This window comes from Pseudomonas sp. MMS21 TM103 (assembly GCF_022132145.1).
Lineage (GTDB): Bacteria > Pseudomonadota > Gammaproteobacteria > Pseudomonadales > Pseudomonadaceae > Aquipseudomonas.
On record NZ_JAJISP010000002.1, the window covers coordinates 121,258 to 141,533 of the forward strand.

Annotated in this window: 21 protein-coding genes; 17 read left to right on the forward strand and 4 right to left on the reverse strand. The window is 64.6% G+C overall.

What is annotated here, in order from left to right:
- The first annotated feature begins 2 nt into the window (after positions 1-2).
- From LJY18_RS07635 to alaC, 4 genes are all read left to right on the forward strand, one after another.
- The gene (locus tag LJY18_RS07635; RefSeq protein ID WP_238041221.1) at positions 3-581 is read left to right on the forward strand and encodes an ANTAR domain-containing response regulator; all 579 of its coding nucleotides are present in this window, start codon (positions 3-5) and stop codon (positions 579-581) included.
- A gap of 224 nt (positions 582-805) precedes the next feature.
- The gene (locus tag LJY18_RS07640) at positions 806-1,747 is read left to right on the forward strand and encodes a pyridoxal phosphate-dependent decarboxylase family protein (protein ID WP_238041222.1); all 942 of its coding nucleotides are present in this window, start codon (positions 806-808) and stop codon (positions 1,745-1,747) included.
- Positions 1,748-1,753: 6 nt separating this feature from the next.
- Positions 1,754-2,170, forward strand: coding sequence for a hypothetical protein (locus tag LJY18_RS07645; RefSeq protein ID WP_238041223.1), 417 nt, complete (start codon positions 1,754-1,756; stop codon positions 2,168-2,170).
- Positions 2,171-2,301: 131 nt separating this feature from the next.
- Positions 2,302-3,543 carry an alanine transaminase gene (gene alaC, locus LJY18_RS07650; protein ID WP_238041224.1) on the forward strand — a complete coding sequence of 414 codons (1,242 nt, stop codon included), beginning with the start codon at positions 2,302-2,304 and terminating at the stop codon, positions 3,541-3,543.
- 64 nt (positions 3,544-3,607) lie between these two features.
- Here alaC and LJY18_RS07655 read toward each other — a convergent pair whose 3' ends face one another.
- Positions 3,608-4,000 carry a hypothetical protein gene (locus tag LJY18_RS07655; protein WP_238041225.1) on the reverse strand — a complete coding sequence of 131 codons (393 nt, stop codon included), beginning with the start codon at positions 3,998-4,000 and terminating at the stop codon, positions 3,608-3,610.
- 211 nt (positions 4,001-4,211) lie between these two features.
- Between LJY18_RS07655 and LJY18_RS07660 the strand changes: the two genes are divergently transcribed.
- From LJY18_RS07660 to sufT, 13 genes are all read left to right on the forward strand, one after another.
- Positions 4,212-4,529 (forward strand): transcriptional regulator, encoded by a 318-nt coding sequence (locus tag LJY18_RS07660; RefSeq protein ID WP_238041226.1) that lies wholly within the window; start codon positions 4,212-4,214, stop codon positions 4,527-4,529.
- Between the two features lie 602 nt (positions 4,530-5,131).
- Positions 5,132-6,451, forward strand: coding sequence for a CmpA/NrtA family ABC transporter substrate-binding protein (locus LJY18_RS07665; protein ID WP_442964480.1), 1,320 nt, complete (start codon positions 5,132-5,134; stop codon positions 6,449-6,451).
- A 59-nt stretch (positions 6,452-6,510) separates the two neighbouring features.
- Entirely contained in the window at positions 6,511-7,500 is a 990-nt protein-coding gene (locus LJY18_RS07670) for an ABC transporter permease (protein ID WP_238041228.1), read from the forward strand.
- 22 nt (positions 7,501-7,522) lie between these two features.
- Positions 7,523-8,317: an ABC transporter ATP-binding protein gene (locus LJY18_RS07675; protein WP_238041229.1), complete on the forward strand. Its 795-nt coding sequence runs from the start codon at positions 7,523-7,525 to the stop codon at positions 8,315-8,317.
- A gap of 230 nt (positions 8,318-8,547) precedes the next feature.
- Positions 8,548-9,237 carry a polysaccharide lyase family 7 protein gene (locus LJY18_RS07680; protein WP_238041230.1) on the forward strand — a complete coding sequence of 230 codons (690 nt, stop codon included), beginning with the start codon at positions 8,548-8,550 and terminating at the stop codon, positions 9,235-9,237.
- 108 nt (positions 9,238-9,345) lie between these two features.
- The gene (locus tag LJY18_RS07685; protein ID WP_238041231.1) at positions 9,346-9,792 is read left to right on the forward strand and encodes a thioesterase family protein; all 447 of its coding nucleotides are present in this window, start codon (positions 9,346-9,348) and stop codon (positions 9,790-9,792) included.
- Between the two features lie 253 nt (positions 9,793-10,045).
- On the forward strand, positions 10,046-10,360 hold the full coding sequence (locus tag LJY18_RS07690; protein WP_238041232.1) for a Rieske (2Fe-2S) protein: 315 nt from the start codon (positions 10,046-10,048) through the stop codon (positions 10,358-10,360).
- 116 nt (positions 10,361-10,476) lie between these two features.
- A complete protein-coding gene (gene sufB, locus LJY18_RS07695) occupies positions 10,477-11,925 on the forward strand; it encodes a Fe-S cluster assembly protein SufB (RefSeq protein ID WP_238041233.1) in 1,449 nt (482 codons plus the stop codon).
- A 15-nt stretch (positions 11,926-11,940) separates the two neighbouring features.
- Positions 11,941-12,702, forward strand: coding sequence for a Fe-S cluster assembly ATPase SufC (gene sufC / locus LJY18_RS07700; protein WP_238041234.1), 762 nt, complete (start codon positions 11,941-11,943; stop codon positions 12,700-12,702).
- On the forward strand, positions 12,699-14,018 hold the full coding sequence (gene sufD, locus LJY18_RS07705) for a Fe-S cluster assembly protein SufD (RefSeq protein ID WP_238041235.1): 1,320 nt from the start codon (positions 12,699-12,701) through the stop codon (positions 14,016-14,018). The genes sufC and sufD overlap by 4 nt, the downstream gene beginning before the upstream one ends.
- Positions 14,015-15,280 carry a cysteine desulfurase gene (locus LJY18_RS07710; RefSeq protein ID WP_238041236.1) on the forward strand — a complete coding sequence of 422 codons (1,266 nt, stop codon included), beginning with the start codon at positions 14,015-14,017 and terminating at the stop codon, positions 15,278-15,280. Before sufD ends, LJY18_RS07710 begins: the two co-directional genes overlap by 4 nt.
- The gene (gene sufU, locus LJY18_RS07715) at positions 15,277-15,732 is read left to right on the forward strand and encodes a Fe-S cluster assembly sulfur transfer protein SufU (RefSeq protein ID WP_238041237.1); all 456 of its coding nucleotides are present in this window, start codon (positions 15,277-15,279) and stop codon (positions 15,730-15,732) included. Before LJY18_RS07710 ends, sufU begins: the two co-directional genes overlap by 4 nt.
- A 3-nt stretch (positions 15,733-15,735) precedes the next feature.
- Entirely contained in the window at positions 15,736-16,566 is an 831-nt protein-coding gene (gene sufT, locus LJY18_RS07720; protein ID WP_238041238.1) for a putative Fe-S cluster assembly protein SufT, read from the forward strand.
- Between the two features lie 258 nt (positions 16,567-16,824).
- Here the strand turns inward: sufT and LJY18_RS07725 are convergent, their stop codons facing one another.
- The 3 genes from LJY18_RS07725 to LJY18_RS07735 all read right to left on the reverse strand — a co-directional run bounded on the left by LJY18_RS07725 (position 16,825) and on the right by LJY18_RS07735 (position 20,041).
- Complete coding sequence (locus LJY18_RS07725) at positions 16,825-17,298, reverse strand: YbhB/YbcL family Raf kinase inhibitor-like protein (protein WP_238041239.1); 474 nt, start codon at positions 17,296-17,298, stop codon at positions 16,825-16,827.
- Positions 17,299-17,412: 114 nt separating this feature from the next.
- Entirely contained in the window at positions 17,413-18,570 is a 1,158-nt protein-coding gene (locus tag LJY18_RS07730; RefSeq protein WP_238041240.1) for a trans-sulfuration enzyme family protein, read from the reverse strand.
- Positions 18,571-18,676: 106 nt separating this feature from the next.
- The gene (locus LJY18_RS07735) at positions 18,677-20,041 is read right to left on the reverse strand and encodes a pyridoxal-phosphate dependent enzyme (protein ID WP_238041241.1); all 1,365 of its coding nucleotides are present in this window, start codon (positions 20,039-20,041) and stop codon (positions 18,677-18,679) included.
- Between the last annotated feature and the right edge of the window lie 235 nt (positions 20,042-20,276).

Genomic DNA, 20,276 nt, shown 5'->3' on the forward strand with positions numbered 1-20,276 from the left:
CTATGCTGCGCATCCTATTGATCAACGACACCCCGAAGAAGGTCGGGCGCCTGAAAGCCGCGCTGATCGAAGCCGGGTTTGAGGTGATCGACGAATCAGGGCTGACTATCGACCTGCCCGAACGCGTCGAGGCCGTACGTCCTGACGTAATCCTGATCGACACCGAATCCCCAAGCCGCGATGTGATGGAGCAAGTGGTACTGGTCAGCCGCGACCAACCGCGACCGATCGTCATGTTCACCGACGAGCACGACCCTGGGGTAATGCGCCAGGCCATTCAGTCCGGGGTCAGTGCCTACATCGTCGAAGGCATCCACGCTCAACGCCTGCAGCCGATCCTCGACGTGGCCATGGCCCGTTTCGAGAGCGATCAGGCGCTACGCGCACAGCTACAGGCGCGCGACGCACAGCTTGCCGAGCGCAAACGAATCGAACTGGCCAAAGGCCTGCTGATGAAAATGAAAAGCTGCAACGAGGAAGAGGCCTATACCCTGATGCGTCGCCAAGCCATGAGCCGGCAGCAGAAACTGTTACAGGTCGCCGAGCAGATCATCGCCATGCACGACATGCTGGGCAGTTGACCCAACTAGCGGCCATCGTCCGGTGGCCGCCCTCTATCATCAGCTTCGCCACCCATCTCCTCTAGCACCCGACTGTACTGCTCGACGGTCGACTGTTCCTATTGCCTGACGATTGCGCGCGCAACTGTATGGCCCCATGCGCCTGGGTGTGTGACTGTTGCGTCACTGCTCGGCCGACTAGGGTGGAGGCATCCGCATAGCCATCCGCCGACAGTGAGAACCCCATGTCCAGCCATGACGAAGAGCGCCAACTCCTGGCCGAAGCCGACCGGCGCGCGCTGCATTACCTTGACAGTATCGCGACCCGCCCGGTGTTTCCGCCACTCGCGGCCATCGCCGCTTTGCGCGCATTCGACGAGGCGCTGCCCGAAGACGGCAGCCCTTCGAGCCAGGTACTGCAACGCCTGGATGACATAGGCTCGGCCGCGACCGTGGCCTCCAATGGGCCGCGCTATTTCGGCTTCGTCATCGGCGCCACGCTACCGGCTGCCGCTGCAGCGGAACGCCTGGTGCTGGCCTGGGACCAGTGCGCTTCCTCATTCGACAACTCGCCGGTGGCCGATACCCTGGAGCGGATTGCCGGGCGCTGGATCGTCGAGCTGCTCGGCTTGCCGTCGTCCAGTGCAGTAGGATTCGGCCCCAGCGCCACCGCCTCGACCCTTGCCTGCCTGTCTGCCGCACGGCGTGCCTTGCTCGCGCGCAGGGGCTGGGATTTCGACGGAGACGGCCTGGCCGGCGCACCGGAAGTACGCGTGGTGATTTCCGCAAGCTGCCATGTAACCGTGCAGAAAGCCCTGCGCATCCTCGGTTTCGGCATCAAGCGCCTGATAGTCGCGCCAACCGATGCACAAGGCCGGATCGACCCCACACAACTGCCGGAGCTGGACGAGCTGAGTATCCTCTGCCTGCAGGCCGGCGAGGTGAATACCGGCGAGTTCGATCCCTTCGCCGAACTGATCCCCAGAGCCAAGGCCGCCGGCGCCTGGGTGCATGTCGACGGCGCCTTCGGCCTGTGGGCGCGCGCGTCCTCCTCAGCCGCACTCGCCGATGGCGTCGAGCTTGCCGATAGCTGGTCCACCGATGGCCATAAATGGCTGAACACGCCCTACGACGGCGCCATGGCCATCTGCCGCGATGCAGATGCCCTGGCCAGCGCGATGAACTGAGATGCGGTGTACGCCAGTGCTTCCAAGGATGCGCAGAAGAACCTGACCATGGAGTTCTCCCGCCGCGCGCGGGGCGTACCGATCTGGGCGGCGCTGTCCTCTCTCGGCCGCGCCGGCCTGCGTGAAATGATTGACCGGCATATCCGCCAGGCCAGCCATCTGGCGACCCAGTTGCGCGCAGCCGGTTACCAGGTGCTCAACCGTGTCGTGTTGAATCAGGTCCTGCTGCGCGCAGACAGCGACCGGCAAACGCTGGCGATCCGCGTCGCCGCACAGAGTTCGGGGCAGGTCTGGTTCGGCCCTACCGTCTGGCAGGGGCGCCCGGCGTTTCGTCTCAGCGTGTCATCCTGGCGTACCGGCGATGCCGATATCGAAACACTGATCGAGGTGTTGCGCGAACTCAAGCGCACCACCCCAGCTTGAATCAACATGCCCGCCCGGTGCATCGAGAATCCACTCGACAAGCGCCGGGCGCTGCGTTTATCGTCGCGCCTGGCCACCGCAGTGGCCAACGTCGCTCGGACGGTTCCGGGCGCTTACGTTTCGAGGACAGCATGGCTGACCAAGCTCCGCGCCGCTTTGCGCGCATCGATCGACTCCCGCCTTACGTATTCAACATCACTGCCGAACTGAAGATGGCTGCCCGTCGCCGCGGCGAGGACATCATCGACTTCAGCATGGGCAACCCCGACGGCCCTACGCCGCCGCATATCGTCGAGAAGCTGGTACAGGTCGCCCAGCGCGATGATACCCACGGCTACTCCACCTCCCGCGGCATCCCGCGCCTGCGCCGCGCCATCTCGCGCTGGTACCTGGATCGCTACGACGTCGAGATCGATCCGGACAGCGAAGCCATCGTCACCATCGGCTCCAAGGAAGGCCTGGCGCACCTGATGCTCGCCACCCTGGACCATGGCGACACCGTGCTGGTGCCCAACCCCAGCTACCCGATCCACATCTACGGCGCGGTGATTGCCGGCGCCCAGGTACGTTCGGTGCCGCTGGTACCCGGCGTGGACTTCTTCGCCGAACTGGAACGGGCGATTCGCGAATCCATCCCCAAGCCGAAGATGATGATCCTCGGTTTTCCCTCCAACCCCACCGCCCAATGCGTGGAGCTGGACTTCTTCGAGCGCGTGGTGGCCCTGGCCAAGCAGTACGACGTTTTGGTGATCCACGATCTGGCCTATGCCGATATCGTCTATGACGGCTGGAAGGCTCCGTCGATCATGCAGGTTCCGGGGGCCAAAGACATTGCCGTGGAGTTCTTCACCCTGTCGAAGAGCTACAACATGGCCGGTTGGCGTATTGGCTTCATGGTCGGCAACAAGGAACTGGTCAACGCCCTGGCGCGGATCAAGAGCTACCACGACTACGGCACCTTCACTCCACTGCAAGTCGCCGCCATCGCAGCGCTGGAAGGCGATCAACAGTGCGTGCTCGATATCGCAGAACAGTATCGCCAGCGCCGCAACGTGCTGGTCAAAGGCCTGCATGAGATCGGCTGGATGGTGGTGAACCCGAAAGCCTCGATGTACGTCTGGGCCAAGATTCCCGAAGCCTACGCCAAGCTCGGTTCGCTGGAGTTCGCCAAGAAACTGCTGCTGGATGCCAAGGTGTGCGTGTCACCCGGCATCGGTTTTGGCGATTACGGTGACGACCATGTGCGCTTTGCCCTGATCGAGAACCAGGATCGCATTCGCCAAGCCGTACGCGGGATCAAGGCGATGTTCCGGGCCGATGGCTTGATTCAGGCCCCAGCGCCGAGCAAAACGCGCAAGAGTACAGATAGCTAAGCAATTTGCTGCGTGCCCGCTGATGCATCTTGGCGGGCACGACAGCCAGCAGCTCGCCTGCGCCTTAGCCCGAATAATCCAGCACTGTCCAGACCCGGGCCAGCCCGCTGCCAAGCATGCAGCCAGCGCCACCAAGCTGCTGCTTGTTACGCGGCGATATCAGAGTGGTGGCACCGCCCGCATCATCGGCGCGTTCGGTCAGCCACTGCACCCGGCCGCAGTTGGCCGTTTCGATCACATAGCTGGCGGCCACTGCAGAATGCGGGCTGGGCAGCTTGATCACGTCCATCACGGTGCCGCGCTCCTCCACCCGCTTGCCATCCGAAACCATTACCGCCCAGGCCTCGCTGTTTTCAATTACCAGGTAGGAGCCATTGGCCTTGGGTCGCTCGACCTGCGGCTGGGCGCAGCCTGCCAGCAGCCCCAACAGCACAACTGTCATCAGCATCTGTTGCATTACTAGTTGCTCCTCTGCAGTCCCGCCGGTCAGTGGCTGTGCCAGCGAATGACCGGGGGTGATCGAGTGAATACCCAGTAGGGCCTGGTCTTACTATTGTTTAATACTGTTTATTTGTACAGTCTTTTTAGGCTACCCTTGTCCCTGCTACCTCGTCAGGTCTGCAGACAGCGAATCTGGCCAATCCACAGCGTCAATCAGGAGCACAACGATGCTGGATGTCTTGCAACTGAAACACAGCGTGAACCGGATGCCTCTGGATAGAGTTCGCGCCACAGCCGCCGAACTGCACCTGGAGGGGATTGTCACCGAGGGCCGAACCCCTTTCACCCGCGTGCACTTCAACACCTGCTTCGCCGAAATCGAAGCACTGCTGCAACGCGCCGGCTATCACAAGCAACTGGACGTGGTGGGCTATCAGGGTCTTGCCTATGCCATGTTCGACCCGGCGCGCTGGGATGCTGTCGATGTGCTCAAGTGGCTCAAGGAGTTTGTCGAGGAGGCGCAGATGAAACCTGCCGCTCGATAAACCGAGGCACCAGGACTCCTCGATTGCACAGGCTGCGGCGCATTGCGAAATGGCGCAGCCATCTGGTTTGCATTGACGACAGCTAGCGGCCAAACCATCCCCTTCGGGATACCGGGCAGGCCGCATGCAAAGCGAACCAAAAACGCTCATCCCCCCGTCAGCGCGCCCGCCATTGAATCAAATTACCGCCAACAGACAGACACTTCTACGCGTCTGTCTCCAGCGAGCGCCGCGCACATTAAATATATTCAACATTAGATAGCCATCTTATCTAGTTGATATATATAGCTTACATAACGCTGACCTAGAACCGGTCGAGGTACCGCAATAGCGACAGGCAAGCCGCCATGCCAATCGCCGCAGAAAACCTGGCAAGCCCTTTGCATTTATCTCCCCAAGACCTAACACCCGTCTTCGGATCGCCAACGGCGGTGATCGAGACGAATAGACAAAGACGTCAAAGGCACCCTGCCCTAGCTGGCAGAGTTGTCCGTTGACGTCTTTTTTTCGTTTCCGAGAACTGAGGAACCACCATGCGCAACTCCACCGCTCGCCGCTCCTTCATGAAAAAGACCCTGACTGGCCTGGGCTGCGCCGCCGTCATGCTGCTCACGCCACTGAGCATGCAGATTGCCCACGCCGCCAACCCGGAGAAGGACGAACTCAAGCTTGGCTTTATCAAGCTGACCGACATGGCCCCACTGGCGATTGCCTACGAGAAAGGCTTCTTCGAGGACGAGGGCCTCTACGTCACCCTGGAAGCCCAGGCCAACTGGAAAGTCCTGCTGGACCGGGTGATCACCGGCGAACTGGACGGCGCGCACATGCTCGCCGGCCAACCCCTGGGCGCCACCATCGGCTTCGGCACCAAGGCCGACATCGTCACCGCCTTCTCCATGGACCTCAATGGCAATGGCATCACCATGTCCAACGCCGTCTGGGATGAAATGAAGAAGCATGTGCCGATGGAAAACGGCAAGCCGGTGCACCCGATCAAGGCCGATGCACTGAAGCCGGTGATCGAGCAATACAAAGCCAAGGGCAAGCCGTTCAACCTGGGCATGGTGTTCCCGGTGTCCACCCACAACTATGAGCTGCGCTACTGGCTGGCCGCCGGCGGCATCAACCCCGGCTACTATGCCCCGGCCAAGGGCGACATTACCGGCACCCTCAACGCCGACGCCCTGCTCTCGGTGACCCCGCCGCCGCAGATGCCGGCCACTTTGGAAGCAGGCACCATCAGCGGCTACAGCGTGGGCGAGCCCTGGAACCAGGCCGCCGTGTTCAAAGGCATCGGCGTGCCGGTGATCACCGACTACGAAATCTGGAAGAACAACCCGGAAAAAGTCCTTGGGGTCTCCAAAGCCTGGGCCGACGCCAACCCGGAAACCCACAAGCGCATGGTCAAGGCACTGATCCGCGCCGGCATGTGGCTGGATGAGAACGACAACGCCAACCGCGAGGAAGCCGTAGAAATCCTCTCGCGTCCCGAATACGTTGGCGCCGATGCCAAGGTGATCGCCAACTCGATGACCGGCACCTTCGAGTACGAGAAGGGTGACAAGCGCGAGGTCCCGGACTTCAACGTGTTCTTCCGCTATAACGCAACCTACCCTTACTACTCCGACGCCATCTGGTACCTGACCCAGATGCGCCGCTGGGGCCAGGTTGGCGAAGCCAAACCGGACAGCTGGTACTTCGATATCGCCAAACAGGTCTACCTGCCGGCGGTGTACCGAAGTGCCGCCAATGAGCTGATCGCGGAAGGCAAGGCCAAGGCCGAAGACTTCCCCCCGGCTGGCGAAGAAGGTTTCCGGGCTCCCACCAGCGAGTTCATCGATGGCCTGACCTATGACGGGCGCAAACCGAACGAGTACATCAACCAGTTCAAGATTGGCTTGAAACCCGACTCAGTTCTGTAACGCAGCTATTGCCCTGGGGGCCGGACACGCCGGCCCCCCTCTGCTCCGAGGACAAGACGATGAGCAACCCCGCCGTCGCCCAGCCCATTCAAGACACCCTGAAATCCGCTCGCAACCTGGCCATCAAACGCTGGCTGCCCAGCGTGCTGATGCCCATGTTCGGCATTCTCGCCTTCCTGTTGTTCTGGCAGATGGTTGCCGGCAGCATTGATACCAGCCTGGGTAAATTCCCCGGGCCGGCCCAGGTGGCCAGCCAGTTCGGTACGCTGATCGATGAACACCTGCGCGAGCAGAAGCGCGCCGATGCCTTCTTCGAGCGTCAGGAAGTACGCAACGCCGAGAAACTGGCCAAGGACCCCGACGCCAAGGTCAGCATTCGCCCCTACACCGGCAAGCCAACGTTCTTCAAACAGATCGTCACCAGCCTGTACACGGTGATGACCGGTTTCTTCATCGCCTCGCTGATCGCCATCCCGCTCGGGATTGTCTGCGGCCTGAGCAAGCCGATCTACAACGCGGTCAACCCGCTGATCCAGATCTTCAAACCGGTTTCACCGCTGGCCTGGCTACCGCTGGTGACCATGGTGGTCAGCGCCGTCTACACCAGCAGCGACCCGCTGTTTGCCAAATCCTTCGTCACCTCGGCGGTGACCGTGGCGCTGTGCTGCCTGTGGCCGACCGTGATCAACACCACCGTTGGGGTGGCCAACCTGGACAAGGACCTGCAGAACGTCAGCCGCGTGCTCAGCCTGTCGCCCCTCAGTCATGTGCGGCGCATCGTCCTGCCGGCCGCGATCCCGATGATCTTCACCGGCCTGCGCTTGTCCCTGGCCACCGGCTGGATGGTGCTGATCGCCGCCGAAATGCTGGCGCAGAACCCAGGCCTGGGCAAATTCATCTGGGACGAGTTCCAGAACGGCAGCTCCAACTCGCTCGGGCGGATCATGGTCGCGGTGGTGGTCATCGGCCTGCTTGGCTTCGCCCTCGACCGGCTCATGCTCATGCTCCAGCGCTACGTGAGCTGGGACAAGAACGCCGACCTGCGCTAATCGCCACTTTCAGGAGCTCACCATGATCAATCCACACCTCGAACTGACCGGCGTCGGCATCAGCTTTCCCACCGACAAGGGCCTGTACTGCGCCCTGCAGAACGTCAATCTGAAAATCGACAAGGGCGAGTTCGTGTCCTTGATCGGCCATTCCGGTTGCGGCAAATCGACCGTGCTGAACATAGTCGCCGGCCTCTACCAGGCCAGCACCGGCGGGGTGATCCTCGACAGCCGCGAGGTCAACTCGCCAGGCCCGGAGCGCGCGGTGGTGTTCCAGAACCACAGCCTGCTGCCCTGGCTGAGCTGCTACCAGAACATCGAACTGGCCGTGCGCCAGGTGTTCCAGGGCAAGAAGTCGCGCAGTGAAATGCGCGAATGGATTGAACACAACCTCGAACTGGTGCACATGAACCACGCGCGCGACAAGCGCCCCAGCGAGATTTCCGGCGGCATGAAACAGCGCATCGGCATCGCCCGCGCACTGGCCATGCAGCCCAAGGTGCTGTTGATGGATGAACCCTTCGGCGCCCTCGATGCCCTGACCCGTGCCCATCTGCAGGACTCGCTGATGGAGATCCACGCCGACCTCGGCAACACGGTGATCATGATCACCCATGATGTCGACGAGGCCGTGCTGCTGTCCGACCGCATCGTCATGATGAGCAACGGCCCGGCGGCCAGTGTCGGCGAGATTCTCCACGTAGAACTGCCGCGCCCGCGCGAGCGCATCGCCTTGGCGCATGACCCGCGCTATCACGAATACCGCGCCGCCGTGCTGGAATTCCTCTACCAGAAACAACAGCGCCCGGCTGCTTGAGCGGAGCCGCTGTAAAGCCGCTACAACCCACGCAGGCGCGGCGCGGGTTGTAGCGTTCTTGCCTGAATCCAGGTCAAACGACGCCCCTGCTACCCCCGATAAAGCGGCCCTCCCCACGCGCTCAATCCCCGGCCGGCGGGTTGAGCAATTCTCGATCCAATGGAACTTAGTGCGCTGGCGGCCACCGAAGCCAAGCCATTCACAGTCGTGCAGACCATTAAGGATCAGTCGTGCTTGATCTCACCACCTGGAACCTCTCGATTCCCACCGACCCGTCTCCCACCACCATCGAAACCCCACGCCTGAACAACGGTTATGACAGCCAGTACTTTCGCCGCAATGGCGACGGCAGTGTCACCTTCTGGGTGCCGGTCGACGGCTCGCATACCGCTGATGCCCGCTACCCGCGAAGCGAGCTGCGTGAAACCCAGGCCGACGGCACACTGAGCAACTGGTACCACGCCAGTTCCGACAGCTACCTCAGTGCAGTTGTGTCGATCAACCAGCTGCCGAGCAAGAACAAGGTCGTGATCGGCCAGATCCACAGCAAGGACCAACCCGGCAGCGATAATGACCCATTGCTCAAGCTGCAATACCACTACCTGCGTGGCGTTGGCCGCCTCGAACTGTTGCTGCGCAAGCGCCCTGGTGACGCCGACGTGGAGAACATCCTGCTGGCCGAGCACATCCAGCTCAACGAGCGCTTCAGCTACAAACTGCGCATCACGCCGAGCGGCAAGCTCGGCGTCAGCGTGCTGAGCAGCGATGGCGACCATGGCTCGCTGTATCAGCAACTGAGCGGCTACTGGAGCAAGGAGCAGCTGTACTTCAAGGCAGGCGCCTACGTTCAGGATAACTATGGCCCGAGCAATGAAGGCGGCCGGGTAACCTTCTACCACTTGAATAGCCTGCATCGCTGATCCGTGGCCAGGGGCCGGCGGCGCGTCATTCACCGGGCAAATCATGCAATACCGGCACAAGCCCACGTACAATTGCGCCGCCCTATCCTGCCTGCACGAGACCTGCTCATGGCCCGCCTGAAACTCGAATTCCCCGAAAACCAGTTCTGCTACAGCACCCATCTGAGCGTCCGCGTTACCGACATCAATGCGGCCAACCACCTGGGTAACGACTCGATGATCTCGATGATTTCAGAGGCAAGGGCACGTTTCTTGTTCGAATTCGGCATTCAGGAAACCCGCGAAGATGGCACCGGCATCATCGTCACCGACCTCGCCACCACCTACCGGATGGAAGCCCATGCGCGCGATCAATTGCTGTTCGAGGTCGGCGTGATGGATTTCAACAAATACGGCGGCGACATCACCTTCCGCATCACCCGCCCGGCTGACGGCAGCCTGGTGGCGATGGCCAAGTCAGGCTTTGTCTTCTTCAATTACAAAACCGGCCAGGTAGTGGCGATGCCCGAGTCGTTCAGCGTCCTGTTCCCAAAGGTCAACTGGCTCGAGCAGTGACCTTTGGGTTGGTTACTGCCAGTTTGCCGCCGCAGAACTGCTTGCAGAAGTTCGCCGCCTGAGCGATCGCACAGTGGCTTTCCAGCAACTCCAGCGCGGCAGCTTGCGGGTCGCTCGGACTCGCTGCTGGCAACGTCCATCGCCCCGTCCTTTTTGCCAATAGGCAAACTTTGTACAGTGAGTTGTTGGCACTCTGCACGTGCTGGTCCAGCCGGCGGCCGCCTCTGGTCGCCGAGCGATACGGAGGTAGGCCATGAGTGAATTCGTCAAGGTCGCCCAGGTCGGCGACATCGCCCCTGGCACCGGTAAGACCCTGTACCTGGAGGCGACGCCGATCGCCCTGTTCAACGTCGATGGCCAGTACTACGCCATCCATAACGACTGCCCGCACGAGGACGGCCCACTGGGCGAAGGCAGCCTAGCTGGCAGCGTGGTGACCTGCCCCGTGCACGCCTACGAGTTCGACGTCTGCAGCGGCGAGTGCCTCACCGATTCGGCCTATTGCGTCGAGCGCTTCGAGGTGCGCGTGGAGGGTGCCGACATCCTGCTGCGCCGGCCCGAGCCTTGATGGCCGCGCCGCCTGCTCAGGCCGAACAGGGTATCTATACTTGGTGGAGAGCATTCTTGCCAAACTTGTCAAAGGAGTAGAGTGAAGGCAGTTGCCCGCAGCGCGAGGAGGCAACGATGAGCACTGACAATGCGAAGATCCGCGAACTCAGCGGCCGCGCCTACAAGTACGGCTTCGTCTCCGACCTGGAGAGCGATGCCGCTCCGCGCGGGCTCAACGAGGACGTCGTACGCCTGATCTCGGCGAAGAAGCACGAGCCGCAGTGGCTGCTCGACTGGCGCCTGAAGGCCTATCGCCACTGGCTGACGATGCGCGAGCCGACCTGGCAGAACGTCCACTACGCACCCATCGACTACCAGGACATCATCTATTACTCGGCGCCCAAGCCGAAAAGCGCGGGGCCCAGAAGCCTCGACGAGGTCGACCCCGAGCTGCGCGAGATGTTCGCCAAGCTCGGCATCTCGCTGGCCGAGCAGGAGCGCCTGACCGGCGTCGCGGTGGACGCCGTGGTCGACTCGGTGTCGGTGGCGACCACCTTCAAGCGCAAGCTGGCCGAGGTCGGGGTGATCTTCTGCTCCTTCGCCGAGGCCGTGCAGCAGCATCCAGAGCTGGTGCGCCGGTACTTGGGATCGGTGGTGCCCTACAGCGACAACTTCTTCGCCACCCTGAACTCGGCGGTGTTTTCCGACGGTTCGTTCTGCTACGTGCCCAAGGGCGTGCGCTGCCCGATGGAGTTGTCGACCTACTTTCGCATCAACGCCGCCGATACCGGCCAGTTCGAGCGCACCCTGATCGTCGCCGAGGATGGCGCCTACGTCAGCTACCTCGAGGGCTGCACCGCGCCGATGCGCGACAACAACCAGCTGCACGCGGCGGTGGTCGAGCTGGTCGCGCTGGATGACGCGCAGATCAAGTACGCCACCGTGCAGAACTGGTACCCAGGCGATGCCGAGGGGCGCGGCGGTATCTTCAACTTCGTGACCAAGCGCGGCAAGTGCGCCGGCAGACACGCGAAGATCTCCTGGACCCAGGTCGAGACCGGCTCGGCCATCACCTGGAAGTACCCGGGGGTCATCCTCCAGGGCGACGACTCGGTCGGCGAGTTCTACTCGGTCGCCCTGACCGCCAACCACCAGCAGGCCGACACCGGTACCAAGATGATCCACATCGGCCGCAACACCCACAGCACCATCCTGTCCAAGGGCATTTCCGCCGGGCACGGGCAGAACACCTACCGCGGCCTGGTCAAGGTGCAGAAGGCGGCGAGCGGCGCGCGCAACCACACCCAGTGCGACTCGCTACTGCTGGGCAGCCAGTGCGGCGCGCACACCTTCCCCTATGTCGAGGTGAAGAACCCCAGCGCCCGGGTCGAGCACGAGGCCTCGACCTCGAAGATCGGCGACGAGCAGCTGTTCTACTGCCGCCAGCGCGGCATCCGCGAGGAGGACGCAGTGCCGATGATCGTCAACGGTTTCTGCCGCGAGGTGTTCAAGGAGCTGCCGATGGAGTTCGCGGTGGAGGCGCAGAAACTGCTCGGCGTCAGCCTGGAAGGCTGCATCGGCTGAGGCCGGAGGTGACGCATGCTGGAGATCGAAGACCTGCACGCCAGTGTCGAGGGGCACGAAATCCTGCGCGGCATCAGCCTGCATATCCGAGCCGGCGAGGTGCACGCGATCATGGGGCCGAACGGCTCGGGCAAGAGCACCCTGGCCCAGGTGCTCGCCGGTAACCCGAGCTACCAGGCCAGCGGCGTGGTGCGCTTCCAGGGCAAGGATCTGCTCGCCATGCCAGCGGAAGCGCGCGCGGCCGCCGGCATCTTCCTCGCCTTCCAGTACCCGGTAGAGATCCCCGGGGTCGGCAACCTGTACTTCCTGCGCACGGCCCTGAATGCCATACGCCAGCAGCGCGGACTCGAGGAGCTGGACGCGATGGACTTCCTCGCCCTGGCCAAGGAGCGCATGCAACTGGTCGAGATGGACCCTGAGCTGATGAACCGCGCGGTCAACGAGGGCTTCTCCGGCGGCGAGAAGAAGCGCAACGAGATCTTCCAGATGGCGGTTCTGCAACCCAGCCTGGCGATCCTCGACGAGACCGACTCGGGTCTCGACATCGATGCCCTGAGCAGCGTCGCCGCCGGGGTCAACGCCCTGCGCGGCGGCGACCGCGCGCTGCTGCTGATCACCCACTACCAGCGCCTGCTCGACTACATCGTGCCCGACTACGTCCACGTCATGGCCAACGGGCGGATCGTGCGGTCCGGCGACAAGGCCCTGGCCGTGGAACTGGAGCGACACGGCTACGCCCACTTCGAGGCGCCGCCGGTGCCTGGGGAAGGCTCATGAACACTGCCACCCTGGTTCCCCTGCTGACCAGCCTGCAGGCCGCCGAGCCGGCCCGCCAACCCGCCTGGCGCCGGCAGTCGCGCGACGCGGCCTGGCGGTGGCTGGCCGAGCACGGCTTTCCCACAACCAGGGACGAAGCCTGGAAGTACACCCGGCTGGCGCCCATCCTGGCGGTGCCGTTCCAGGCGGCCGCCGCGCCACCGAGCCGGCGGCTGTCGACCGCCCGCCTGGCGCAGTGGGTCGGTGACTACGGCGGGCCGCGGCTGGTGTTCGTCAATGGCCTTTTCGTCACGCGCCTCTCGGCGCTGGCGGGGCTGCCCGCGGGCGTGCGCCTGAGCAACCTGGCGGCCTTGCCGCAGGCAGAGCGCGCGGCCCTCGAACCCCTGCTGACGCATAGCCTGCAGGTCTCGCCGCATGCCTTCGGTGCACTCAATGCCGCCCTCGGCGAGGATGGCGCCGTGCTGCAGATCCCCGCCCACTGCACGCTCGAGCGGCCGATCCACCTGGTGTTCCTCGCCGATCCGGGCGCCGCGCCGCTGGCGGTGCATTCACGCAGCCTGATCCAGCTCGGCGCCGGCAGCCGCGCGACCCTGGTGGAGAGCCATGTGGCCAGCGGCGCCGGGGTCTACCTGAGCAACCCGCTGAGCCAGGTCGTGCTCGAGGCCGGCGCAGCACTTGAGCACTACAGCCTGCAGGACTCTGGCCGCAGCGCCTTCCATCTCGCCCGCCTGGACGTGCGCCAGGCCCGGGACAGCCGCTTCAGCGCGCACCTCACGGCCTGCGGCGGGGCCATCGCCCGCCACGAGGTCCGGGTCGCGCTCGAGGGCCCTGGCGCCCAGGTGGCCCTGGACGGCCTGTACCTGCCCGGCGGTGAGCAGCATCTGGACAACCAGACCTGCATCGAGCACCTGGCGCCGTACTGCACCAGCCGCGAGCGCTACAAGGGGGTGATCGGCGGCCGCGCCCACGGTGTCTTCGACGGGCGGATCATCGTGCGCCCGGGTGCGATCAAGACCGATGCCAGCCAGACCATCAAGAACCTGCTGCTGACGGCGACGGCCCAGGCCAACGCCCAGCCGCGCCTGGAGATCTTCGCCGATGACGTCAAGTGCGCCCATGGCGCCGCCGTCGGCCAGCTGGATCGACAGGCGATCTTCTACCTGCGCTCACGCGGACTGGACGAGCCGGCGGCGCGCTCGCTGCTGACCTACGCCTTCGTCGGCGAACTGCTCGAGGCGATCCACCTGGCGCCGCTGCGGGCCGAGGTGCAACGCCTGGTCGTCGCGCAGTTGCGCAGCCTGGAGCTGACGCCATGAACCGGCGCGGGGGCAGCCTGCCCCCCCTGGCTGAGGGCTTCGTGCCCTACCAGGTCGAACGCTTGCGCCAGGCCTTCCCGATCCTCGCCCAACGCATCTATGGCAAGCCGCTGGTCTACCTCGACAGCGCCGCCACCAGCCAGAAGCCACAGGCGGTGATCGAGGCCATGTCACGCTTCTTCCTCGAGGAGAACGCCAACGTCCACCGTGGCGTGCATTACCTCTCGTTGCGCGCCACCGAGGCCTACGAGCAGGCGCGGGCCAAGGTCCAGCGTTTCCTCAACGCCGCGCACCCCGAGGAAATCGTCTTCGTCCGAGGCACCACCGAGGCGGTCAATCTGGTGGCGCAAACCTATGGCAAGGTGCATGTCCATGCGGGCGACGAGGTGCTGCTCAGCACCATGGAGCACCACTCCAACATCGTGCCCTGGCAGATGCTCTGCGAGCAGAGCGGCGCGCGGCTGCGGGTGGCGCCGATCGACGACAGCGGCGAGCTGCTGCTCGACGAGCTGGAGCGGCTGATCGGACCGAGGACCAAGCTGGTGGCCGTCACTCACGTGTCGAACGTGCTCGGCACCGTCAACCCGATCCAGCGCATCGTCGAACTGGCCCACGCCCAGGGCGCGCGGGTACTGGTCGACGGCGCCCAGGCGGCGCCGCACCTGAAGCTCGACGTGCGCGCGCTGGGCTGCGACTTCTACGCCCTGTCGGGGCACAAGATGTATGGCCCCACCGGCATCGGCGCGCTCTACGCTCGCCGCGAGCTGCTCGAGGCGATGCCGCCCTACCAGGGCGGCGGCGACATGATTCTCTCGGTCAGCTTCGAGAAAACCCTCTACAACAAGCCGCCTTACCGCTTCGAGGCCGGCACGCCGAACATGGTGGGTGCGATCGGCCTGGGCGCGGCGGTCGACTTCCTCACCGGCCTGGACCCGATTGCCTTGGCCGCCCATGAGCAGGCCGTGCTGACCTACGCCCAGCGGGCACTGGCAGCGCTGCCGGGGCTCAGGCTGATCGGCACCGCGCGGGACAAGATCGGCGTGCTCTCGTTCGTCCTCGACGGCATCCATCCGCACGATATCGGGACCATCCTCGACCGCGAGGGCATCGCCATTCGCACCGGCCATCATTGCGCCCAACCGTTGATGCAACGCTACGGCCTGGCCGCCACCGCCCGCGCCTCGCTCGGCTGCTACAGCAGCGAGCAGGACATCGATGCGTTGCTGGCCGGCCTGGCCAAGGTGCAGGAGGTGTTCCGATGAGCGACGCACTGCGCGAGCTGTACCAGGAGGTGATCGTCGACCATGGCAAGCGGCCGCGTAATTTCCACCGGCTCGAGGCTCCCAGCCACTCGGCCGAGGGCTTCAACCCGCTGTGCGGCGACCAGCTCAGGCTCGAACTGAAACTGGTCGACGGGGTGATCGAGGACATCGCCTTCCAGGGGCAAGGCTGCGCCATTGCCCAGGCCTCGGCCTCGTTGCTGACCCTGGCGGTCAAGGGCATGCGCCAGGAGCAGGCGCTCGAGCTGTTCGCCCGCGTGCATGCGCTGCTCACCGAGGGGCCGAGCGGTCAGGTACCCACGGAGGCGCTCGGCAAACTGGTGGTGCTCGCGGGGGTCTGGGAGTTCCCGCTGCGGGTCAAGTGCGCCACCCTGGCCTGGCACACCCTGCGCAGCGCTCTCGCCGGCGACACCACGCCCGTCTCGACGGAGTAAGCCATGACCACCGAAAGCCCGCTCCCATGCATTCGCCTCAGCGAGGCGGCCCGCCGCACTTTGGCCAACGCCCTGGCCCAGGGCGGCAGCAGTTGGCTACGGCTGAAGATCGACCAGCACTTCGCCCATGAGTTGCTGTTCGAGCCCGGCGCCGAGGGCGATATCGCCGTCGAGGTGGACGGCATCACCCTGCTCCTCGATGCGCCGAGCGCGCGGCGCGCCGATGGCCTGAGCATCGACTTCGTCCGGGACCTGCACGGCGCCGGCTTGCGCTTCGACAATCCCAACCAGCCGGGGCACGTCGAGCAGACCCTGCTCAAGCGCGACTGCATGGCCACCCTGATTCCGCGCGGAGAGCCGCTGCGGCTGGCACAGGGCGAGGCCGTGGTGCTGACCCAGGCGCTCGGCGGCAGCTTCACGGTGCGGACCGCCAAGGGCCAACTGGCACGGATCGCCGCCGAGGATGCCGACGCCCTCGGGCAGGTACTGGCGCCGGCGAGCGAGCCGGCGGCGGCCGGCGCCTTCGACCTCGACCAGGTGTTCGCCGTGCTGCGCAGCGTCTACGACCCGGAAATTCCGGTCAACGTGGTCGATCTCGGGCTGATCTACCAGTGCCAGGCGCAACCGCTGGCCGATGGCAGCCAGCGGGTGAGCATCAAGATGTCGATGACCGCGCCCGGGTGCGGCATGAGCGACATACTCAAGGAAGAGGCGCGGGCCAAGGTGCAGACACTTCCCGGGGTCAGCCAGGTGGAGGTCGAGCTGGTCTGGGAGCCGCCCTGGGATCAGAGTCGCATGTCCGAGGCGGCGCGCCTGCAGCTCGGTTTGTTGTGAGCGGCCGCTCATGAGGGCTCGTCTGGCCGGGAAAACTCGGCCGCTCTGCCGCTCTGCGCCAACACGCGGACTACCCCCTGCCCCTGGCGCCCTGTGATGGCCCGCGAATCCTTCGCCTGCCCGGACCTCGTCCGGGTACTGCATCACCATCAAGGTCGACTGTCGGCAGCCTCCCGACCTCGACCAGCGCTATCAAGGCGCAACGCCGCAGCGGTCGTGTGCAGGCGGCCGCAGAAGGCGAGCGTTTTTCACAAACGCTCAGCCACGCTGCTTGCGGTAGGTGCCGATCAACTCGGCCTTGGCCAGAACATGACCCTGCATGGCGCCTTCGAGCTGGGCCTTGGTCGGTCGTCCGAAATCCGGCAGGGCGCAGTCCAGCGCGTAGAGCTTGTGGAAATACCGGTGAGTGCCGATCGGCGGGCAAGGCCCGCCGTAGCCGGTCCGGCGCCAATCGTTGAGCCCCTGCAGGGTTCCGGGCGGCAGAGAATGCACGTCTTCCGCCAGCTCGCGAGTGGTCGGCGGCAGGTTATACAGCAGCCAGTGCACCCAGGTGGTCTTGGGCGCGGCCGGATCCGGCGCATCTGGATCGTCGACGATCAGCACCAGGCTCCCACTGCCCGGCGGCACGCCGCTCCACGCCAGCGGCGGGGAAATATCCTGACCCTCGCAGGTATAACGCGTGGGGATGCTGCCCTGGTCAGGAAAAGCGGCGGAACTCAGCCTCAATGTCATAACCGTTACTCCTTGGCGAACTTGCATGGACAAGCACTGGGCGCTGCTGCCCGCTAAGGAAAACTATAGTCAGCCGCACACCTCGCTGCGGCAGCAGATGCCATGCGGTCGTGATCAAGGCGCGATGGCCGCCAATGCCTGCCGCAGATCGCCGCGCAGGTCCTCGACATGCTCGATGCCCACCGACAGGCGCACCAGGTTGTCACTGATGCCGAGTTGCGCCCGTCGTTCCGCGGGAATCGAGGCATGGGTCATTTTCGCCGGCTGGCTGATCAGGCTTTCCACCCCGCCCAGACTCTCGGCCAGGGTGAACAACTGGGTGGCCTCGAGAAAACGCCGGGTGCCATCGCTGTCGCAGGCCAGGTACAGGCTGATCAGGCCGCCGCAACCGCGCATCTGCCGGGCCGCGAGTTCGTGCTGCGGGTGGCTGGGCAAACCGGGATAGAGCACCGACGCCACCTGCGGCTGGCGCTCCAGCCAGGCGGCCAGCTCGTCGGCGTTGGCGACGTGGCGTTGCAGCCGCAGGGCCAGGGTGCGCATGCCGCGCAGGCAGAGGAAGCTGGAGAACGGATCGAGGATGCTGCCCACCGAGTTCTGCAGGAAGGCCAGCTGCTCGGCCAGTTCCGCGCGGTCGGCGATAACCACCAGACCGGCGATCACGTCGGAGTGGCCGTTGAGGTACTTGGTCGCCGAATGCACGACTATGTCGAAACCGTGTTCCAGCGGCCGTTGCAGGTAGGGCGAGGCGAAGGTGTTGTCGGCCACGGTGAGGATGCCGCGGGAACGGCCCAACTGGCCGACCATCGCCAGGTCGCAGAGCTTCAGCGTCGGGTTGGTCGGCGTCTCGACCCAGATCATCCGCGTTTCGGGCGTCAGCGCGGCGGCCAGGGTAGCGGCATCGGCATTGGCCGGCACGTAGCTGACCCGCAACCCGGCACTGGGCTTGCGCACCCGCTCGAACAGGCGGTAGGTGCCGCCGTAGAGGTCGTCGACCGCGACTATGTGGCTGTTCGCCGGCAACAACTCGAGCACCGTGGCACAGGCCGCCAGGCCCGAGGCGAAGGCATAGCCATGGGCACCGCCCTCCAGTTCGGCGATGGCCCGTTCCAGCGCCTGACGCGTGGGGTTCTGGCTGCGCCCGTATTCGTAGCCGGCGTGCACCCCCGGCGACTGTTGACGGAAAGTCGAGGTGGCGTAGATCGGCGGCATCACCGCCCCGGTCCAGTCCGGCTCGTAACCGGCGTGCACGGTAAGGGTTTCGAACTCGCTCATTTGGGACTCCGGAAAAGTCATGCAGCCACGGCCGGCATTGCGCTCCGCAGCATGGGCCAGCCACGCAGCGCGCGTAATCCAGCCGGCGCATCCACGCACTGATTACTTAGCGCAGAGTGCGGCGCCACAGGTTGAGCACATCGCTCTTGGTGATCAGCCCGAGAAAACGGCCCCGCTCGACGATCAGCGCCACATGGCCCTCGTCGAAGGTTTGCAGCAGGCGCTCCAGCGGCACGTCCGGGTCGAGGGTCTGCAGGTTGCTGACCATCGCCTCGCGCACCGGCAACTGGAAATGCTCAGGGGCGTCCTTCACCGCGCGCAGCAGATCCCACTCGTCGATCAGGCCAATCACGTGATCACCGTCCATCACCGGTACCTGGTCGATGTCGTGAAAGCGCATGCGTCCGTAGACCGCCGCCAGGGTTTCCTCGGGTTTGCAGGTGACGGTGGTGCCCTCCTCGTAGCGCCGGGCGATCAGGTCGCGCAAGTTGCCCTGCTTGGGTCGTTCGATCAGGCCCTGATCGAGCATCCAGTAGTCGTTGAACATCTTCGACAGGTACTTGTTGCCACTGTCGCAGGCGAAGGTCAGCACCCGCTTGGGCATGGTCTGCTCACGGCAGTAGCGCAGCGCGGCGGCCAGCAGGGTGCCGGTGGACGAGCCGGCCAGCACGCCCTCCTCCTTGAGCAGCAGGCGCGCGGTGTTCAGGCTCTCGGCATCGCTGATGCGGTAGGCGCGCCTGACCAGGGCAAAGTCGGCGATGGCCGGGACGAAATCCTCGCCGATGCCCTCCACCAGCCAGCTGCCGGCCTCACCGTACTGCCCGGTCTCGACATAGTCGGCCAGCACCGAGCCTTCGGGGTCGGCCAGAACCATCTCGACCTGCGGCGCCACCTTCTGGAAGAAATGGGTCAGGCCGCCGAGGGTGCCGCCCGAGCCGACGCCGACCACCACCGCATCGACCCGCTGCTCCATCTGTCGCCAGATTTCCGGGCCGGTGCCGCTCTCATGCGCCCAGGCGTTGGCCGGGTTGTTGAACTGGTCGATGTAGAAGGCGCCCGGCATCTGCGCGGCGATGCTGCGGGCCAGGTCCTGGTAGTACTCGGGGTGGCCCTTGGCGACATCGGAGCGGGTCAGGCGCACCTCGGCACCTAGGGCCTTGAGGTGGAAGATCTTCTCGCGGCTCATCTTGTCCGGCACCACCAGCAGCATGTGGTAGCCCTTCTGCGCGGCGACCAGGGCCAGGCCCAGGCCGGTGTTGCCGGCGGTGGCCTCGATGATGGTGCCGCCAGGCTGCAACTGGCCGCCGAGCTCCGCGGCCTCGATCATGGTCAGGGCAATGCGGTCCTTGATCGAACCGCCGGGGTTCTGGTTTTCCAGCTTGACGAACAGCTGGCACGGCCCAGTGTCGAGGTGGGTGAGCGGCAAGACCGGGGTGTTGCCGATCATGTCGAGCAAGGGATTGGCGGACATCGTCTTGGCCCTCCGCGACCCTGTCGATCGCATTGCCGAGTCGGAATGACGCCTTAACTTATAGGTGCTGCACCCGCGGAGGGCCAATCCGCCCGACCGGCGACCCCTCGCCTGGTACACCTCCGGTTGACTTGGGCAGCGGGACTTTTCCTCCCCTATACTTCCCCCAGCGTTGCTCGCCGGCCTACTGCCAATGCCTGACGCGACGCAGGATGAATTGCTGGCCGAATTTATT

Excerpts from the sequence above, each read along its gene's own strand:
- LJY18_RS07635 (WP_238041221.1), top strand. The coding sequence starts at position 3 with ATGCTGCGCATCCTATTGATCAACGACACCCCGAAGAAGGTCGGGCGC.
- LJY18_RS07640 (WP_238041222.1), top strand. The coding sequence starts at position 806 with ATGTCCAGCCATGACGAAGAGCGCCAACTCCTGGCCGAAGCCGACCGG.
- alaC (WP_238041224.1), top strand. The coding sequence starts at position 2,302 with ATGGCTGACCAAGCTCCGCGCCGCTTTGCGCGCATCGATCGACTCCCG.
- LJY18_RS07655 (WP_238041225.1), bottom strand. The coding sequence starts at position 4,000 with ATGCAACAGATGCTGATGACAGTTGTGCTGTTGGGGCTGCTGGCAGGC.
- LJY18_RS07660 (WP_238041226.1), top strand. The coding sequence starts at position 4,212 with ATGCTGGATGTCTTGCAACTGAAACACAGCGTGAACCGGATGCCTCTG.
- LJY18_RS07665 (WP_442964480.1), top strand. The coding sequence starts at position 5,132 with ATGCTGCTCACGCCACTGAGCATGCAGATTGCCCACGCCGCCAACCCG.
- LJY18_RS07670 (WP_238041228.1), top strand. The coding sequence starts at position 6,511 with ATGAGCAACCCCGCCGTCGCCCAGCCCATTCAAGACACCCTGAAATCC.
- LJY18_RS07675 (WP_238041229.1), top strand. The coding sequence starts at position 7,523 with ATGATCAATCCACACCTCGAACTGACCGGCGTCGGCATCAGCTTTCCC.
- LJY18_RS07685 (WP_238041231.1), top strand. The coding sequence starts at position 9,346 with ATGGCCCGCCTGAAACTCGAATTCCCCGAAAACCAGTTCTGCTACAGC.
- LJY18_RS07690 (WP_238041232.1), top strand. The coding sequence starts at position 10,046 with ATGAGTGAATTCGTCAAGGTCGCCCAGGTCGGCGACATCGCCCCTGGC.
- sufB (WP_238041233.1), top strand. The coding sequence starts at position 10,477 with ATGAGCACTGACAATGCGAAGATCCGCGAACTCAGCGGCCGCGCCTAC.
- sufC (WP_238041234.1), top strand. The coding sequence starts at position 11,941 with ATGCTGGAGATCGAAGACCTGCACGCCAGTGTCGAGGGGCACGAAATC.
- sufD (WP_238041235.1), top strand. The coding sequence starts at position 12,699 with ATGAACACTGCCACCCTGGTTCCCCTGCTGACCAGCCTGCAGGCCGCC.
- LJY18_RS07710 (WP_238041236.1), top strand. The coding sequence starts at position 14,015 with ATGAACCGGCGCGGGGGCAGCCTGCCCCCCCTGGCTGAGGGCTTCGTG.
- sufU (WP_238041237.1), top strand. The coding sequence starts at position 15,277 with ATGAGCGACGCACTGCGCGAGCTGTACCAGGAGGTGATCGTCGACCAT.
- sufT (WP_238041238.1), top strand. The coding sequence starts at position 15,736 with ATGACCACCGAAAGCCCGCTCCCATGCATTCGCCTCAGCGAGGCGGCC.
- LJY18_RS07725 (WP_238041239.1), bottom strand. The coding sequence starts at position 17,298 with ATGACATTGAGGCTGAGTTCCGCCGCTTTTCCTGACCAGGGCAGCATC.
- LJY18_RS07730 (WP_238041240.1), bottom strand. The coding sequence starts at position 18,570 with ATGAGCGAGTTCGAAACCCTTACCGTGCACGCCGGTTACGAGCCGGAC.
- LJY18_RS07735 (WP_238041241.1), bottom strand. The coding sequence starts at position 20,041 with ATGTCCGCCAATCCCTTGCTCGACATGATCGGCAACACCCCGGTCTTG.